Raw genomic sequence first — 15161 nt, 5'->3', positions numbered from 1 at the left:
GGGACCACTAACAGTATGCCGTCGGCTACTCGCCGACGTAGGCGCAACGACGCGGTACCGCCTCCTCGAACCGATCGGGTTACACCGCCTGACCGGCGGCGGACGGTGGCCGTGACCGGTGCGCGGGTATCTCCGGGCTGATCGAACCGGACTCGCTCGGCGCAGGGCAGCGGCCGCTCGTCGTCGCGGCGATGCTCCGTTGGGCCGAACGGGCGAAGACTGGAGCCAGGACCGGCCGGGGTGGACGGGCCGCCGCGCCGACGGCGCCGCAGATCGGGGAGATGACGATGGACGACTTGATGCAGGGCAAGGCGGTCGTGGTGACCGGCGCCGGGCGGGGGCTGGGCGAGGCGTTCGCGGTGCACATCGCGCGGGCCGGCGGCGCGGTGGTCGTCAACGACATCGACGTCGAGCTCGCCGAGCGGACCGCCCGGACCATCCGGGACCACGGCGGCCGGGCCGTGGCCAGCGGGCACAGCGTGGCCGACGCCGGCGAGGCGCAGGAGATCATCGACTGCTGCGTCAAGGAGTTCGGCGGCATCGACGGGCTCGTCAACAACGCCGGGCTGAACTACGAGGCGCTGCCCTGGGAGGACGACGCCGAGCAGGCCCGCGAGCTGGTCCAGGTCAACGTCCTGGGCGTCGTCAACACCGGCCTCGCCGCGATCAAGGCGATGGTCGACGCGGGCACCGGCGGCTCGATCGTCAACATCTCCTCCGGCGCCTCGCTCGGCCAGCGCAAGCTCGGCGTCTACGCCGCGAGCAAGGGCGCGGTCGCGTCCCTGACCTACTCGTGGGCGCTGGACCTCGAAGACGTCGGCATCCGCGTCAACGCCGTCTGCCCGCTCGCGCACACGCGCATGGTGTGGAAGTCCGAACGCTCCCTGCGTGCCTGCCCGCCGGACCGCACGCCGTCGCGGATCGCGCCGGTGGTGCTGTTCCTGCTCGGCGAGGGCTCGGACGGCATCACCGGCCAGATGATCCGCTGCAACGGCCCGCAGCTGCACGTCATGGGCCAGCCGTTCCTCAAGCAGCCGATCCTGGAGCGCCCGGTGTGGGACACCGAGACGGTGCAGAAGGCGTTCGACGAGGTCTTCAGCGCGCACCTGGAGAACTACGGCCTCGAGAAGCGCGTCCCGCCGCGGCTGCGCAAGTGGACCGACACCTCGCCCCGCACCGCCTGACCACTTTGCATTCCAAAGCTGAGCTTTCGCTAGGAAAGATGCGTCCGAAGGCCCTCTGGACGCATCTTTCCTAGCGAAAGTGAGGTTCTAGGAGCCGGCGGCGGGTTCCGGGTTGCGGGCGGCGGCGTAGAGCGCCTCGATGTCGGCCGAGTAGCGGTCGTTGATGATGCGGCGCTTGAGCTTCAACGTCGGGGTCAGCTCGCCCGACTCGGGCGTCCACGTCTTCGGCAGCACGTGGTAGCGCTTGATCTGCTCGATCCGCGCCAGCCGGCTGTTGGCCGACTCGACGGCGCGCTCCAGCTCCGCGCGCACCGCCGGGTGGTCGGCCAGCTCGTCCGGCTTCGCGTCGACGCCGTTGGCCGCGGCCCAGCCGGGCGCGATCTCGTCGTCGATGACGAGCAGCGCCGTGACGTAGGGCCGGTCGTCGCCGATCGCGACGGCCTGGCCGATCAGCGGGTGCTCCTTGAGCAGGCCCTCGATCCGCGTCGGGGCGATGTTCTTGCCGCTCGACGTGATGATCAGTTCCTTCTTGCGGTCGGTGATCGTCACGAAGCCGTCTTCGTCGATCGTGCCGATGTCGCCGGTGGCGTACCAGCCCTCGGCGTCGGTCGCGTCGGCGATCGTGCCGTCCTCCTGCAGGTAGCCGAGGAAGACGATCGGGCCGCGGACCAGCAGCTCACCGTCGTCGGCGACACGCACATCGACGTCGGCGAGCGGCTTGCCGACGCTGCCCGCGCGGAACGCGGTGCCCGAGTTCGACGTCGCCGCGCCGGTCGTCTCGGACAGGCCCCAGACCTCGGCGATCTCGATGCCGAGACCGGCCAGGAAGTAGATGATCTCCACCGGCAGCGCGGCCGCGCCGCTGGAGGCGACGAGCACCTGGTCCAGCCCGAGCAGCGCCCGCACCGGCGCGAGGGCGGCCGCGTCGGTCTGCTTGATCCGCTCGGCCAGCTCCGGCGGGACCTCCTTGCCGGCGCTGCGCAGCTTGTAGCCCTGCTGCAGCAGCTCGTTCGCCGCGAGCAACGCCGCACGCCGGTCTTCCGGCACGCCGCCGAGCATGTTCTTCAGCCCGGCGACCATCTTCTCCCACACGCGCGGGACGCCGAAGAAGCTCTGCGGGTGCACCTTGCCGAGCGCGCCGACCACGCCGGACGGGTCGGCGAGCGTGTGCACGTGCCCGGCCCAGACGATCGGCAGGTAGACCGACAGCTCCCGCTCGGCGATGTGCGCGAGCGGCAGGTACGCGATGTTCGTCGCGTGCATCGGCGGGTGGTGCAGCTCCGTCACCGCGTACGCCTGGTGGATCGCGTTGCGGTGGGACAGCACGACGCCCTTGGGGTCACCGGTGGTGCCCGAGGTGTAGATCATCGACAGTGGGTCGTCGGGCCGGATGCCCTGCCAGGACTGCTCGAAGACCTCGGGGTCGGCGGCCAGCGCGTCCCGGCCGCGCGCCCGGAGGTCGGCCAGGGAGACGAACCGGTCGTCACCTTCCGGGATCGCCGTCTCGTCCATCACGACGATGTGGCGCAGCGCGGGGAGGTCGTCGAGCACCGTTCGCCAGCGGGCCAGCTCGGTCTCACCGCCGAGCACGACGACCGGCGCCGCGCTGTGCAGCGCGACGAACCGGATCTGGTCCGGGCTGAGCGTGGCGTACGCCGTGCACGGGATCGCCGACAGGTGCGCCGCGGCGAGGTCGGTGATGATGTGGTCCGGGCAGCCGGGCGCCATGATCAGCAGCCGGTCGCGCGGGGCGAGCCCGAGCCCGGCCAGGCCGCGGGACACCTCGGCGATCGCGGTGCGGAACTCCAGCCAGCTGAGCGTCGGCTGCCCCTCGATGTCGAGCGAAGTGATCGCCGGCAGGTCGGGGTAGGTGACCGCGTTGCGGTGCAGCAGGCGCGGGATCGTCTGACCTTCGGTCTGCTCGGCGACGGACGGGGTGGTCAACACTGGCCTCCTGGTGGTCCGGATGGCCACACTTTAGGGGCTCCGCAGGCTGGTGGATAGAGAATCGCGGCCAGGTCAAATGTCTCCTTCATCCGGTTTCGGCCGGTCAGCTCCTCACGACCGTCCTCAGTGCACGCGGGCGCCGGGCCGCGAACTTCGCTTGAATGGACGGGCCACGTCCGGCGCACGACAGGGGATCCGATGACCCGGCAGGCTCGTGAACTGCTCGACCAGATCCAGGCCGGGCTCGCCGCGCGCGACGACGACAACCGGCTGGTCCCGCTGATCACCGCCGGCCGCGCGCCGCGGCGGGTGTTCGCCGCGCTCGCCGCGGAGGAGAAACGGATCACGCTCAGTGACTGGCGCAGCTTCCACGCGCTGGCCGCGCGAGCCGACGAGCCGAACGCGCGCACGTTCTTCGGCGGGCTCGCGCCGGGGGAGCAGCAAGCGCACCTGATGCTCGACGCGCTGATCGCGGCGGCTGGTCCAGACCACGGCGAAGAGCAGCCGCGCGCCGGCTGCCAGGCGTACCCGGCCTACGTCGCGTGGCTGGCGCTGAACGGTGAGCAGGCGGCGGCCACGGCGGGGATCTTCGCCAACTTCGCCGCCTTCGGCCGGTACTGCGCCGACGTCGCGGCCGGCATGCGCGAGCACTACGGGTTCGACGACGCCGCCTGCGCGTTCTTCGACTTCTTCGCCGCGGACGTCCCGGAGATCGAACAGCAGGCGCTCGCCGCGATCCAGGCCGGGATCGACGCGCACCGCCTCGACGTCCACGAGGCGCTGCTCTGCGCCCGGCTGTTCCAGAGTTACGAACTGCAGTTCTGGAACACCCTCGCCGACGAGTTCCCCGGTTGAGGAAACCCTTGCGGTGAAAGGACTTCAGTCGCCGACGACGGCCTCGGCGGCGCGGATGAGGCTCGCGCGCACCGCGGGCGCGTCTTCGAGGTAACCGCCGACCATCGCGCCGTCGCGCAGCAGCGTCAGCTCCCGGGCGGCTTCCCCGGGTGCCGGGTGGCCGGTGGCGCCGAGGATCCCGGCGATCGACTCGCGGAACCAGGTGCGGTGCTCGCGCACGACCCGGCGGATCGGGTGGTCGGGGTCGGGGTACTCGGCGGCGGCGTTGATGAACGGGCAGCCGCGGAACCCCGGTCCGCAGATCTCGTCGCCGATGCCGAGCACCAGCAGCTTGACCAGTTCGGCCGGCGCCACGTCCGCCCCCGCCGCTTCCGCGACGCGCGCCCGGATCGCCGCGTCCTCCGCCGCCAGGTAGGCCTCGACCAGGTCTTCCTTGCCGGGGAAGTGCCGGTAGAAGGTGGCGCGGCTGACGTCGGCCGCCTCGATCACCTCATCGACGGCGACGGCGTGGATCCCGCGGGTGTAGAAGACGCGCGACGCCGTCTCCAGCAGGCGGTCCCGGGCCGCGGACCGGCGTCCGGTGGTCGTGGTGCTCATGCCCCGAGTGTAGAGAACGCTCTGTCTCATCGCCGTCCGGTAATCGAATTCTTCGACGACGCGCTATTCCATTCGGAGCAGCGCCGCGGTATCGACTTCCGGAACCGGTTCCGGGCCTGTCGCGGGCCGGTCGAACTCACGATGCGCGGAATGGCGCGAATTCCGGCCCGCGCTCCGGTGAATCCGTGGCGCCGCTCGCGAATCTTGCGCATTTTCGCTTTCCGGCGGCCCGTGGGCCCGAACGAAGTGACGATGTGGCCTGGTCGTGGCACACTCGTGATGTTTCTCACCGAACGATTCGGCGCCGCTGTACGTAGCGCACCCTGGTGCGGCGACTGGTTCGACCGCGCCCGATCACAGCGTGCGCCCGTGGCGTGAAACGGAAGCCGCCCCGGGACGAACGTCACGACTTTCGGTGGTGGACTTTCCAAGCACGGGCAACGAGTGTGAGCAGGTCACCGTTTCCAAGATCACGGTTATCGCCGCGGACTTGACGTGCCCTGAAGGGCTGCCTAACGTCGTCGCGGGCGAAGCAGACCACGGTGATGTTGATCCGGCTGGTCGGAATCCGGGTGTTGACCGCCTCGGGCGACCCGAAACCATGTACTGCCGGAAGGAAAACGGACCCAGGTGAAGCAGATTTCTCTTCGACGCAACCGGGGATCCTCGATTCGGAAGCGCGTCCTCACGATCGCGCTCATCCCCAGTGTCGCGCTGTTGCTCGTCGGCGTGGCTCTCGCAGGTTACCTGATCTACGACGCCGTCACTGGCCGTGACTACGTGAACCGGATCCGCGGCTCGGAAGCGCCGTCGATCCCGTTCTTCGGCGCGCTGCAGCAGGAGCGCCTGGCGACCCTGAGCCTGCTCGCGGGCCAGGGCAACCAGCGCGCGGTGCTCGCGGCCGTCCGCCCGAAGACGGACCAGAACGCCGCGAAGACGATCGAGTACCTCAAGGACAGCTTCGCCGGCTACGACGACACCCCGCCGAGCGTGCAGAAGAACATCACCACGTTCTTCGGGCTCTACCAGCAGCTGCCGCAGACGCGCCAGGCGGTCGACAGCGGGCAGATCCAGATCAGCCAGGCCTTCAGCTTCTACAACAAGATCATCGACCAGTTCACCGACGGCCTGGCCGGGCTGGCGCAGAACGCGCGTGGCGCGCAGAACGCGTTCGACCGGCTGACCGCCATCCCGATGTTCACCGCGGCGGAGGCGATGCAGCGCAGTGACGCGCTCGCGGCCGCCGGGCTGGCCGCGGGCGGGCTGACGAACGACGACTTCCGCACCTACGTCGGCCAGGTCGGTGCCTACCACGCGCAGCTCGACGCGTCGGCGCCGAAGATGATCCCCGACGTCAAGGCCAAGTACGACCAGCTGCTGGCGAGCCAGCCGTGGCAGGTCGTGAACCAGGTCGAGACCGCGTTCCTGCGCGGTGACCTCACCAAGCTGCCGGTGGCGCAGGACCAGTGGCGCGCCGCCGCGAAACAGGTCGGCGACGCCCTGTCGGGCATCTTCGTCGCGCAGAGCGCCAGCGCGAGCCAGGCCGCGATCGACGACGCCGACTCGACGTTCACCGAGTCGCTGATCGCCGGTGTGATCGCCGTGCTGTTCGCGGTCTTCGTCGTCTTCGTCGCCGTCCGGCTGTCGAACCGGCTCATCGGCCGGCTGCACCGGCTGCGCGAGGACACCCTCGACGCGGCCGAGGTCCGGCTGCCCGAGCTGGTCGCCAGGGTCCAGGCGGGTGAGCCCGTCGACCTCGAGGAGGGCGGGCACTTCCTCGACCACGGCACCGACGAGATCGGCCAGGTCGCCGACGCGTTCAACAAGGCGCAGCAGACCGCCATCGCGGCCGCCATCGACGAGGCGAAGATCCGCGAGGGCACCAAGGCGGTGTTCCTCAACATCGCCCACCGCAGCCAGGTCATCGTGCACCGCCAGCTCAAGGTGCTCGACCAGGCCGAGCGCAAGCAGGAGGACCCGGAGCAGCTGGACACGCTGTTCCAGCTCGACCACCTCTCCACCCGCGCCCGCCGCAACGCCGAGAACCTGATCATCCTCGGCGGCGGGCAGCCGGGCCGGCAGTGGCGGAACCCGGTCGGGCTGGCCGAGCTGGTCCGCGGCGCGTCCGCCGAGACCGAGGACTTCGCCAGGGTGAAGACGGCGGCGCTGCCGCAGATCGCCATCCGCGGCCCGGTCGTCGGCGACCTCGTGCACCTGCTGGCCGAGCTGATCGACAACGCGACGTCGTTCTCGCCGCCGCAGTCGCGGGTCGAGGTCCGCGGCAACGTGGTCGGCAAGGGCGTCGTCATCGAGGTCGAGGACCAGGGCCTCGGGCTCGAGCCGGACCAGACCGAAGAGATCAACACGCTGCTGGCCGCCCCGCCGGACTTCGGCATCATGGCGCTGTCCGACGAGCCGCGCCTGGGCCTGTTCGTGGTCGCGCGGCTGGCCGCGCGGCACGGCATCCAGGTGCACCTGCGCGAGTCGGCCTACGGCGGCACCCGGGCCATCGTCCTGGTCCGCACCGACCTGCTCGCCCCGCTCGCCGAGCTCGAGCCGGAGCAGCCGATCACCCCGCCGAAGCCGGAACTGGTGCCGAACCCGGGCGAGACCGAGCCGCCGAACGACGAGGTCCGGCAGCTGCGGCGGCAGCCGCGCCGGCCGGCCCGCCACCGCACCGACCCGCCGCCGATGCCCACGCAGCCGGCCCCGGTGATCGCGCCGGCCCCGGCGCAGCCGCCGTCCGAGCCGACGCCGGTGCCGGTCGGGACCGTCTCCGAGCCGGTCAGCCAGCCCACCCAGATCCAGCCGGTGAGCCAGCCGTCCAGCCAGCCGACCCAGGCCCAGCCGGCGGCGTCGGCCCGGCCGCCCGCGCCGCCCGTCCGCTCGCGCCCGGCCCGCCCGGCCGCGCAGCAGCCGGTGTGGCCGCCGCAGGAGCCCCGGCAGGAGCCCCGGCCCGCGGTGTCGGAATCCCGGCCCCAGCAGCCACGGCGCCCGGAGGCCCCCGGCCGCCCGCCGCTGCCGCAACGGCGACGTCAGCAGAGCCTCGTTCCCCAGTTGAGGGAAGATAGGCCCGCACAGCAGGAGCGGGAAGAGGTCCGGCTCGACTCACCGGAAGCAGCCCGCAGTCGGCTGTCCGCGTTCCAGCAGGGCACCCGCCGGGCCCGGGACGCGGAACCAGCCGAGAACGACGACACGTACGGAGAGCGCGAGTAATGGCCAACTCAGGCGTCAGTGAGCTCGACTGGCTGCTGGACGACCTCGTCAAGCGGGTCGCCGGAGCGGACCGCGCCGTGGTGCTGTCCTCGGACGGCCTGCTCATCGGGCGGTCCGGGAACCTCACCGAAGAGGACGCCGAACACCTGTCGGCGGTGGCTTCGGCGTTCCAGAGCCTCGCGCGCGGTACCGGGCGGCACTTCGGCGGCGGTAACGTCCGTCAGACGATGGTCGAGATGGACCACGCGTTCCTGTTCGTGACGGCGGCCGGGCGCGGTGCCTGTCTCGCCCTGCTCGCCCGGGAGGACGCGGACATGGGCCTCGTGGCCTACGAGATGAACCTGATGGTGAAGCGGGTCGGCCAGGTGCTCACCTCGGCCCCGCGGACCGGCGCCGGCGTCCTGCCCACGACGACATGAGTGCCAAGCACGAAGCCTGGTTCGACGACGAGGCCGGCCCCCTGGTCCGGTCCTACGCCGTCACGGGTGGGCGCACGCGGTCCGACACCCTGGGGCTCGACCTCATCACCCTGGTCGTCGCCCTGCGCACGGCGCACGAGGCGGGCATGCTCGAACCGGAGTACGCCCGGATCGTCGCGTTGTGCCAGCGGCCGGTCTCGGTGGCCGAGGTGGCCGCGCGGGTCGACCTGCCGTTGCCCGTGGTCAAGGTGATGCTCAGCGACCTCATCGAGCAGAACCTGGTGCTGTTCCGTACCGCGGCGCCGGTGAACGAAACCCCCAACAAACACGTACTCCAGGCGGTTCTTGATGGCATCCGGAAACTCTGAACCCCGGCGCAACCTGACCGCGACCGCGGTCAAGGTGCTGATCGCCGGCGGCTTCGGGGTCGGCAAGACCACGATGGTCGGTTCGGTGAGCGAAGTGCCGCCGCTGCGCACCGAGGAAGTCATCACGACCGCGTCCGAGGGCGTGGACGACCTTTCGGGCGTCGAGCAGAAGACCACCACGACGGTCGCGCTCGACTTCGGCCGCATCACGATCAACCCCGACCTGATCCTGTACCTGTTCGGCACGCCGGGGCAGGACCGGTTCTGGTTCATGTGGGACGAGCTGGCGGAGGGCGCGCTCGGCGCCGTCGTGCTGGCCGACACCCGGCGCCTCGACAGCTGCTTCGCCGCGGTGGACTTCTTCGAGCGCCGCAACCTGCCGTTCGTCGTCGGCGTGAACTGCTTCGACGGTGGCTACCGCTACGGCACCGAAGAGGTCCGGCAGGCGCTCGACATCGGCATGGACGTCCCGCTGCTGCTGTGCGACGCACGCGAGCGGGAGTCGACGAAGCAGGTGCTGACCAGCCTGATGGAACACGTGATGGCGCGGTCCGACCTGGCGGCCGCCCAGGGCGGCTTCTGAGCCGCGGACGGGTTTCGGCAGACTGGGCCGATGGCGGGCAAACGCAGTGCCGGGCTCCTGCTCCACCGCGGGCGGGGCGACGACGTCGAAGTGCTGCTCGGGCACATGGGCGGGCCGTTCTGGGCGAAGAAGGACGCGGCTTCGTGGTCGCTGCCGAAGGGCGAGCTCGACGAGGACGAGCCACCGGAGGACGCGGCGCGGCGCGAATTCCGGGAGGAGCTGGGCCTGCCCGCGCCCGACGGCGACTACGTGCCGCTCGGCGAGATCAAGCAGTCGGGCGGCAAGGTGGTCACGGCGTGGGCGGTCGAGGCCGACCTCGACCCGGCGGCCGTCGTGCCCGGGACGTTCACCATGGAGTGGCCCCCGCGCTCGGGCCAGCAGCAGGAGTTCCCCGAGCTGGACCGCGTCGAGTGGTTCACCCTCGACGTCGCCCGGGAGAAGCTGCTCAAGGGCCAGCTGCCGTTCCTGGACCGGCTGGTCGCGTCGCTGCCTAACGGCTGAGAAGCGCCTCGAGCGGCTTCGCCGTGAAGGACGGCAGGACGACGTCCGCCGCGCCGAAGTCGAGGCTCTCGGTGATCGCGTTGGGTACCGCGACGCAGGTCAGCCCGGCCGCCTTGGCCGAGGTCACGCCGTGCGGGGTGTCCTCGAAGGCGATGGCGTCGCCGGCTCTGGCACCCAGCGCGTCGAGGGCGGCGAGGTAGAGGTCGGGCCGGGGCTTGGCGGCGTGCCGGTCACCGGTGCAGACGGCGTCGAAGTAGCCCGCGATGCCGAGCCGTTCGAGGTGCGGGAGCACCCAGCCCCCGGACGAGCTGGACGCGACGGCCAGCTTCAGGCCGTGGTCCCGCGCGGAGTCGAGGTAGCCGAGGACGCCGTCACGCGGCCCGAGCGTTTCGAGGAGCTTGAGGACCCGGGCCCTGGTGACGGGACGCAGCGCCTCGGTGTCGACGCCCGGGACCCGCTCGGCGAGCAGGCCGAACATCGCGTCCGTGGTGTGCTGGGTGCCGATCACGGCGTACCAGGCTTCGAGGGGCAGCTCGACGCCGTGGTCGCGGAAGGTCTCCTGCCAGGAAGCGAGCACGGCGGACTCGGTGTCGGCGAGCGTGCCGTCGAAGTCGAAGACCAGAGCGCGAGTGGGCACGCCTGCACCTTGCCGGGTCGGTGATCGCTCAGGCAAGGGAGTTGTGACACGCGCGAAACGCGTCCATGGCCTCTTCGCCGCGGAGCGCGAAGACGATCTCCTCGACGTCGGTCTCCGCGGCGCGGACGGTGGCGAGCGCGATCTCGGCGGCGGACTCCATCGGCCAGCGGTAGATCCCGGTGGAAATGGCGGGGAACGCGATGGTCTTGGCTTGGAGTTCGCCGGCGACCTTCAGCGAGTTCCGGTGGCAGTCGGCGAGGAGTCCTGACCGGTCTTCGGTGGTCGACCATACGGGCCCGACGGTGTGCACGACCCACTTCGCGGGCAGGTCCCCGGCGGTGGTGGCGACGGCCTGCCCGGTCTTGAGCCCCCGCCCGTAGTGCCCGGCCCGCAGTTCGCGGCACGCGGCGAGGATCGCGGGCCCGCCCTTGCGGTGGATGGCCCCATCGACGCCGCCCCCGCCCAGCAGCGAGGAGTTGGCGGCGTTGACGACGACATCGACGTCGAGGGTGGTGATGTCGGCTTCGACGATCCGGATGGACGGGCTCATGGTGACCATGTTCCCGGGCCCGTACACCGGTAATCGGAAGTCCGTGAATGCCACATCCACGGACGCTGGGTCCTCGATGTGGCATTCACGGACTTCCCCTAGCTCCGGAAGAAGTCCCTCAGCACCGGGGCCAGAGCCGCCGCCTTCACGATGTGTGTCTGGCCCGCCAGGGTCCGGTGGTCCGCCGATGGCAGGGCCTTCGCCAGTGCCGCCACTCCGTTGCGCATCCACTCCGGGCTCTTGCCGCCGTCGATGGTCACCGTGGGGATCTTCACCTGCGGCCACGCCGGGGACGGCAGCACGGCACCCGACTGGTGGTCGCCCACCACCGCCGTGTCGTACGGGAGGGTGTGGGCCACTCGCTTGAGCTTCGACCAGAACGGCATGATCCGCATCATCGCGACCACGCCGCCGCTCAGGCCGACGCCCTCCCTCATGAAGATCTTGACCGCCTTGCCGCGCTTGCCCGCTGCCACGGCTTCGTTCAGGCGGGTCGCGTAGTCGGCCGGGACCGGCTTGCGGGTGTCGTCGAGGATGAACGGCGGTTCGTACAGCGCCAGCTTCGTCGCCGGGAGCCCGCGGTCCACCGCTTCCAGCGCCAGCGCGGCGCCCGACGAGATGCCGAACAGCAGCGCCGAACCGCCCGCTTCCCCGACCAGCGCGTCGAGGTCCTCGACCTCGCGCTCGACCGCGTACGGCGTCGTGTCGGTGCTCTCGCCGCGGCCTCGGCGGTCGTAGGTGTAGACCGTGAAGTGCGCGGCCAGCTCCTTCGCCAGGTCGTCGTTGGGGGACGACCCGCGGTAGCACATCGCGCCGTCCACCAGGACGAGCGCGGGGCCGGACCCGGCGCGGGTGTAGGCGATCTTGGTGCCGTCGGCGGAAACCGTCGTGCTCATGGGGACTTCTCCTTGTCCGGTAGGGGTTTCAGCGCCGCGCCAGGTGGGCTGACGTCGTCGCGAGCCAGAGCCAGGCGACGGTGACCGCCGCCCAGAAGCCGAGCGTCACGGCCGGGCTCGTCGAACCGGACGCTACGCCCGCGAAGCCGAGGAAGAAAAGCACGCCGGTGATCCGCGCGTACCAGGCCCGCCCCGGCGTGAGGTGCGAGCCGATGACGAAGCACGCCGCGACCAGGCCGGCGAAGCCGAGGCCGCCGCAGACGAAGTGCAGCGTGCCGTGCCAGCTCACCGACGCCGGCGGCCCGGCGGGCGCGCCGAGCGGGAAGCCGTCCTGCGGGTCGGCCCGGAAGACGCCGGCGCAGAGCAGGCCGACGCCGTAGACCGTGAGCAGTCCCGGGCCCCACCGGCCGGGTAGTGCCCGCCGGATCCCGGCGGCGGCCGCGATCGTCAGCAGGCCGCTGACCAGGAAGTTCGTGATCTGGATGAAGCCGAGCGAGCCGTTCGACAGCAGGCTCGCCGGGTGCCGGGTGAGGTCGAAGCCCGCTCGCGTCAGGCCCTGGACCAGCCCGGTCAGAACGAAGACGGGCCCGGCGAGGACGCCGCAGGCGAGCAGGGCGCGGGTCCGGCCGTCCGACGTCGGGGCGGTGCGGGCGGGGCTCAGGGTGGTGGTCATGCCGCACAGCCTGACACCCGAGTACAAAAACTGTCAAGACAAAAAAACTTGTCGGTAACGCCGGAGAGAGGCCGCCCCGGGATCGAGGCGGCCTGACTCAGGCGCGGCGCAGCGTGAGGAGCGTGATCTCGCTGGGCGCGAAGACCCGGAACGGCGGGCCCCAGAACCCGGTGCCCCGGCTGTTGTACAGCTGGGTCGGGCCGAACCGCTTGAGGCCGGACAGCATCGGCTGGTCCAGCCGCACCAGGAAGTGGAACGGCCAGATCTGGCCGCCGTGCGTGTGCCCGGAGATCTGCAGGTCGATGCCCGCTTCCCGGGCCTGCGCGACCTGCTTCGGCTGGTGCGCGAGCAGCACCACCGGCACCTCGGACGGGACGCCGTCGAGCGCCGCGGGCAGGTCGGGACCGTGGCCGGGCAGGCCGGACGACGCGCCCGTCGGGTCGTCGATGCCGGCGAACACGATCCGGTCGCCGCCGCGCTCCAGCAGCGTCGAGCGGTTGTGCAGCGGGTCCCAGCCGAGCCCGGCCATGTGGTCGAGCCAGCCCTGCGCCTCGCCGAAGTACTCGTGGTTGCCGGTGATGTAGAACCGCCCGAGCTTGGCCTGGACGCCGCCGAGCGGGTCGACCTGCTTGCGGCGCCGCGCCACCGAGCCGTCCGCGAGGTCGCCGGCGTGGCAGACGACGTCCGCGTCCAGGGCGTTCACCGCCGCGACGACCTTCTCCGACCACTTGGTGCGGTCGATCGGGCCGAAGTGGGTGTCGGTCAGCACCGCGACGCGCAGGCCGTCGAGCGCCGGGCCGAGCCGCGGGATGACGACGTCGGTCGCCTTCACCGGCGGCACGCGCATCGCGACACGGTTGCCGTACACCAGCAACGAGACGGCGACGAGCGCCGCCGCGCCCGCGACGATCCGCGACCGCGCCGGGTCGTCGACGCCGAGCAGCGCGACGCGCAGCACCAGGCTCAGCACGGACCACGTGAACAGCACCCAGCTGACGGCGAGCAGCGTGTCGCCGAGGCGGGCACCGCCGTCACGCTGGCGCTTGCCGTGGCCGAAGACCATCGCGACGGGCATCGTGACCAGGCCCAGCGCGAAGAGCGCGGTGCCGGCGACGAAGCCCGCGGTACCCCACTCCGGTGCGAGAACGAGCGTCCACCACGGGACGGTGAACAGCAGAAGCAGCGCCAGAATCGGCACCGCGAGGAAAGGGCCTCTCATCGAACCAGGTTACAGCCCATCGGGCTGTTAGCACTTCGGCTACGCTGGGAGCGGAAGGAAGGGGGACGGCCGCCGTGAACACGTTGCTCGAGCTGGCGTTCCCCGCGCTGATCAGCCCCACCGCGCTGGTCGCCTTCGCCTCCCTCGCCGCCGCGAGCCTCCTGGTCGTCCTGCTGGTCGGCAGCACGCAGCGCAGCGAGCTCGCACTCTGGTCGGTGCCGGCGCGCAGCCGCGTCGCCGCCGCTCGCCGCCGCGCCCGCCGGGCCGAGTCCATCCGGCTCCGCGACCCAGGAGCACCCGGACGCAGCAGGCCACGAGCACCCGGTTTCCGCAGCCTGGCTGCGTAAAAACCCTTTCACGCAGCCATTCCGCCTGCCCTTCTCACTCATGCGGAGTGCTGCCCATGTTCGGCTTTCTCGACGTGCCCGTTTCCGGCGCGTACCACCTGATCCACTGGCTGCTCGCGGCCACGACGTTCACCGGCCCGCTCGCCGCGGCCCTGGCCATCGCCGGCTTCACCCTGTCCGTGCGGCTGCTGCTGCACCCGTTCGCCCGCGCGGCGGCCCGCGGCGAGCGCGCCCGGGCGGTCCTGATGCCCGAAATCAAGGCGCTGCAGACCAAGCACGGCCGGGACCGGGAGCGCCTGGCCGCGGAGATGACGAAGCTGCAGCAGGAAAGCGGCACGTCGATGTTCGTCGGCTGCCTGCCGATGCTGGCGCAGCTGCCGTTCTTCATGGTGATGTACCGCGTCTTCACGACGGCGACGATCGGCGGCGAGCCCAACTCGCTGCTCGGCGCGACGCTGTTCGGCACGCCGCTGGGCGCGCACGGCCTGGCCGGCAGCCCGCTCGTCTTCGTGATCGCGGCCGGGCTCGCCGTCGTCGCGTGGTTCTCCGTGCGCTGGCAGGACCGGCAGCGCGAGGCCGGCGCTGCCGACGTGCCGGGCGGGAAGCTGCTGCGGCTGCTGCCCTACGGCACGGTGCTAGCGACGCTCGTCGTGCCGCAGGCCGCCGGGATCTACCTGCTCACGACGACCGCGTGGAGCGCGGCGGAACGCGCGTGGTTACGGCGTGGCGCGTGACCGGCGCCAGTCTTCGAGCGCTTCCTCGACGTCGACCAGCGCGACGGTGAGCGGCGGCCCGGACAGGTGGTTGCGGTAGGCCTGGCGGATCCGTTCGTTGAGGTCCTCGACGACCTCCCGCACCCGCCGTTCGGTCCGCTCACCGGCGACGGTGCCGGGCAGATCCTGCACCTCGCGCTTGAGCGCGAGCGCGGGCGGCAGCAACGCCGCGGTGTCGTGGCCCTCGGCCCGGACCCGCCGCAGGACCCAGTCGGTCGCGGCGTCGTTGCCGGTGGGCGGCGGCAGCGGCTTGCCGGTGCCGGGCAGGTCGTCGAACTCCCCGCGGTCGCGCGCTTCGCTGATCTGGCGGTCGACCCACCAGCGGAAGGAGACCTTGGGCGGCTTGCGTCCGGTCATGTGGTCCAGGGTAGGTGGACGCGCGTCCGGATTCACGGG

Annotated in this window: 17 protein-coding genes; 9 read left to right on the top strand and 8 right to left on the bottom strand. The window is 71.4% G+C overall.

The window, feature by feature from the left end; all coding sequences use genetic code 11:
• Positions 1–287: 287 nt before the first annotated feature.
• Positions 288–1184 carry an SDR family NAD(P)-dependent oxidoreductase gene (locus OG439_RS29530; protein ID WP_247056950.1) on the top strand — a complete coding sequence of 299 codons (897 nt, stop codon included), beginning with the start codon at positions 288–290 and terminating at the stop codon, positions 1182–1184.
• Positions 1185–1271: 87 nt separating this feature from the next.
• Here the strand turns inward: OG439_RS29530 and OG439_RS29525 are convergent, their stop codons facing one another.
• Positions 1272–3131, bottom strand: a complete 1860-nt coding sequence (locus tag OG439_RS29525) for an AMP-dependent synthetase/ligase (RefSeq protein WP_326944057.1) — start codon at positions 3129–3131, stop codon at positions 1272–1274.
• Positions 3132–3329: 198 nt separating this feature from the next.
• Here OG439_RS29525 and OG439_RS29520 point away from each other — a divergent pair, with 198 nt between their 5' ends.
• Complete coding sequence (locus OG439_RS29520; protein ID WP_326944056.1) at positions 3330–3986, top strand: transcriptional regulator; 657 nt, start codon at positions 3330–3332, stop codon at positions 3984–3986.
• A gap of 24 nt (positions 3987–4010) precedes the next feature.
• Here the strand turns inward: OG439_RS29520 and OG439_RS29515 are convergent, their stop codons facing one another.
• Complete coding sequence (locus OG439_RS29515) at positions 4011–4583, bottom strand: TetR/AcrR family transcriptional regulator (protein WP_326944055.1); 573 nt, start codon at positions 4581–4583, stop codon at positions 4011–4013.
• 630 nt (positions 4584–5213) lie between these two features.
• Between OG439_RS29515 and OG439_RS29510 the strand changes: the two genes are divergently transcribed.
• The 5 genes from OG439_RS29510 to OG439_RS29490 are packed head-to-tail and all read left to right on the top strand — an operon-like array spanning position 5214 to position 9670.
• Complete coding sequence (locus tag OG439_RS29510; RefSeq protein ID WP_326944054.1) at positions 5214–7799, top strand: sensor histidine kinase; 2586 nt, start codon at positions 5214–5216, stop codon at positions 7797–7799.
• Positions 7799–8218: a roadblock/LC7 domain-containing protein gene (locus tag OG439_RS29505; protein ID WP_247056939.1), complete on the top strand. Its 420-nt coding sequence runs from the start codon at positions 7799–7801 to the stop codon at positions 8216–8218. The genes OG439_RS29510 and OG439_RS29505 overlap by 1 nt, the downstream gene beginning before the upstream one ends.
• A complete protein-coding gene (locus tag OG439_RS29500; RefSeq protein WP_247056937.1) occupies positions 8215–8586 on the top strand; it encodes a DUF742 domain-containing protein in 372 nt (123 codons plus the stop codon). Before OG439_RS29505 ends, OG439_RS29500 begins: the two co-directional genes overlap by 4 nt.
• Entirely contained in the window at positions 8567–9169 is a 603-nt protein-coding gene (locus OG439_RS29495) for a GTP-binding protein (RefSeq protein ID WP_247056935.1), read from the top strand. The genes OG439_RS29500 and OG439_RS29495 overlap by 20 nt, the downstream gene beginning before the upstream one ends.
• A 30-nt stretch (positions 9170–9199) precedes the next feature.
• On the top strand, positions 9200–9670 hold the full coding sequence (locus OG439_RS29490; RefSeq protein WP_326944053.1) for an NUDIX domain-containing protein: 471 nt from the start codon (positions 9200–9202) through the stop codon (positions 9668–9670).
• Here the strand turns inward: OG439_RS29490 and OG439_RS29485 are convergent.
• From OG439_RS29485 to OG439_RS29465, 5 genes are all read right to left on the bottom strand, one after another.
• Positions 9660–10307, bottom strand: coding sequence for an HAD family hydrolase (locus tag OG439_RS29485; protein ID WP_326944052.1), 648 nt, complete (start codon positions 10305–10307; stop codon positions 9660–9662). The genes OG439_RS29490 and OG439_RS29485 overlap by 11 nt on opposite strands.
• Before the next feature lie 28 nt (positions 10308–10335).
• The gene (locus OG439_RS29480; protein ID WP_442792230.1) at positions 10336–10857 is read right to left on the bottom strand and encodes an O-acetyl-ADP-ribose deacetylase; all 522 of its coding nucleotides are present in this window, start codon (positions 10855–10857) and stop codon (positions 10336–10338) included.
• A gap of 98 nt (positions 10858–10955) precedes the next feature.
• Positions 10956–11753, bottom strand: a complete 798-nt coding sequence (locus OG439_RS29475; protein WP_326944050.1) for an alpha/beta fold hydrolase — start codon at positions 11751–11753, stop codon at positions 10956–10958.
• Positions 11754–11781: 28 nt separating this feature from the next.
• Positions 11782–12426, bottom strand: a complete 645-nt coding sequence (locus OG439_RS29470; protein ID WP_326944049.1) for a DUF998 domain-containing protein — start codon at positions 12424–12426, stop codon at positions 11782–11784.
• A gap of 97 nt (positions 12427–12523) precedes the next feature.
• Positions 12524–13645: a metallophosphoesterase gene (locus tag OG439_RS29465; protein ID WP_326944048.1), complete on the bottom strand. Its 1122-nt coding sequence runs from the start codon at positions 13643–13645 to the stop codon at positions 12524–12526.
• Between the two features lie 74 nt (positions 13646–13719).
• Here OG439_RS29465 and OG439_RS29460 point away from each other — a divergent pair, with 74 nt between their 5' ends.
• Positions 13720–13992, top strand: a complete 273-nt coding sequence (locus OG439_RS29460; RefSeq protein WP_326944047.1) for a DUF6412 domain-containing protein — start codon at positions 13720–13722, stop codon at positions 13990–13992.
• 56 nt (positions 13993–14048) lie between these two features.
• Positions 14049–14726, top strand: coding sequence for a YidC/Oxa1 family membrane protein insertase (locus OG439_RS29455; RefSeq protein ID WP_326944046.1), 678 nt, complete (start codon positions 14049–14051; stop codon positions 14724–14726).
• Here the strand turns inward: OG439_RS29455 and OG439_RS29450 are convergent.
• Entirely contained in the window at positions 14709–15122 is a 414-nt protein-coding gene (locus OG439_RS29450) for a J-domain-containing protein (RefSeq protein ID WP_326944045.1), read from the bottom strand. The two genes, OG439_RS29455 and OG439_RS29450, sit on opposite strands and share 18 nt — an antisense overlap.
• Between the last annotated feature and the right edge of the window lie 39 nt (positions 15123–15161).

The organism is Amycolatopsis sp. NBC_01307 (assembly GCF_035975215.1).
In the GTDB taxonomy this organism is placed as follows: domain Bacteria; phylum Actinomycetota; class Actinomycetes; order Mycobacteriales; family Pseudonocardiaceae; genus Amycolatopsis.
The sequence above is the reverse complement of the archived record's forward strand: the minus strand, read 5'-3'. Positions and strand labels throughout refer to the sequence as shown.

Bases quoted from the DNA above. Each gene is read 5' to 3' on its own strand.
- OG439_RS29530 (WP_247056950.1), top strand. From the start codon at position 288: ATGGACGACTTGATGCAGGGCAAGGCGGTCGTGGTGACCGGCGCCGGG.
- OG439_RS29520 (WP_326944056.1), top strand. From the start codon at position 3,330: ATGACCCGGCAGGCTCGTGAACTGCTCGACCAGATCCAGGCCGGGCTC.
- OG439_RS29515 (WP_326944055.1), bottom strand. From the start codon at position 4,583: ATGAGCACCACGACCACCGGACGCCGGTCCGCGGCCCGGGACCGCCTG.
- OG439_RS29505 (WP_247056939.1), top strand. From the start codon at position 7,799: ATGGCCAACTCAGGCGTCAGTGAGCTCGACTGGCTGCTGGACGACCTC.
- OG439_RS29500 (WP_247056937.1), top strand. From the start codon at position 8,215: ATGAGTGCCAAGCACGAAGCCTGGTTCGACGACGAGGCCGGCCCCCTG.
- OG439_RS29495 (WP_247056935.1), top strand. From the start codon at position 8,567: ATGGCATCCGGAAACTCTGAACCCCGGCGCAACCTGACCGCGACCGCG.
- OG439_RS29490 (WP_326944053.1), top strand. From the start codon at position 9,200: ATGGCGGGCAAACGCAGTGCCGGGCTCCTGCTCCACCGCGGGCGGGGC.
- OG439_RS29480 (WP_442792230.1), bottom strand. From the start codon at position 10,857: ATGAGCCCGTCCATCCGGATCGTCGAAGCCGACATCACCACCCTCGAC.
- OG439_RS29475 (WP_326944050.1), bottom strand. From the start codon at position 11,753: ATGAGCACGACGGTTTCCGCCGACGGCACCAAGATCGCCTACACCCGC.
- OG439_RS29470 (WP_326944049.1), bottom strand. From the start codon at position 12,426: ATGACCACCACCCTGAGCCCCGCCCGCACCGCCCCGACGTCGGACGGC.
- OG439_RS29465 (WP_326944048.1), bottom strand. From the start codon at position 13,645: ATGAGAGGCCCTTTCCTCGCGGTGCCGATTCTGGCGCTGCTTCTGCTG.
- OG439_RS29455 (WP_326944046.1), top strand. From the start codon at position 14,049: ATGTTCGGCTTTCTCGACGTGCCCGTTTCCGGCGCGTACCACCTGATC.
- OG439_RS29450 (WP_326944045.1), bottom strand. From the start codon at position 15,122: ATGACCGGACGCAAGCCGCCCAAGGTCTCCTTCCGCTGGTGGGTCGAC.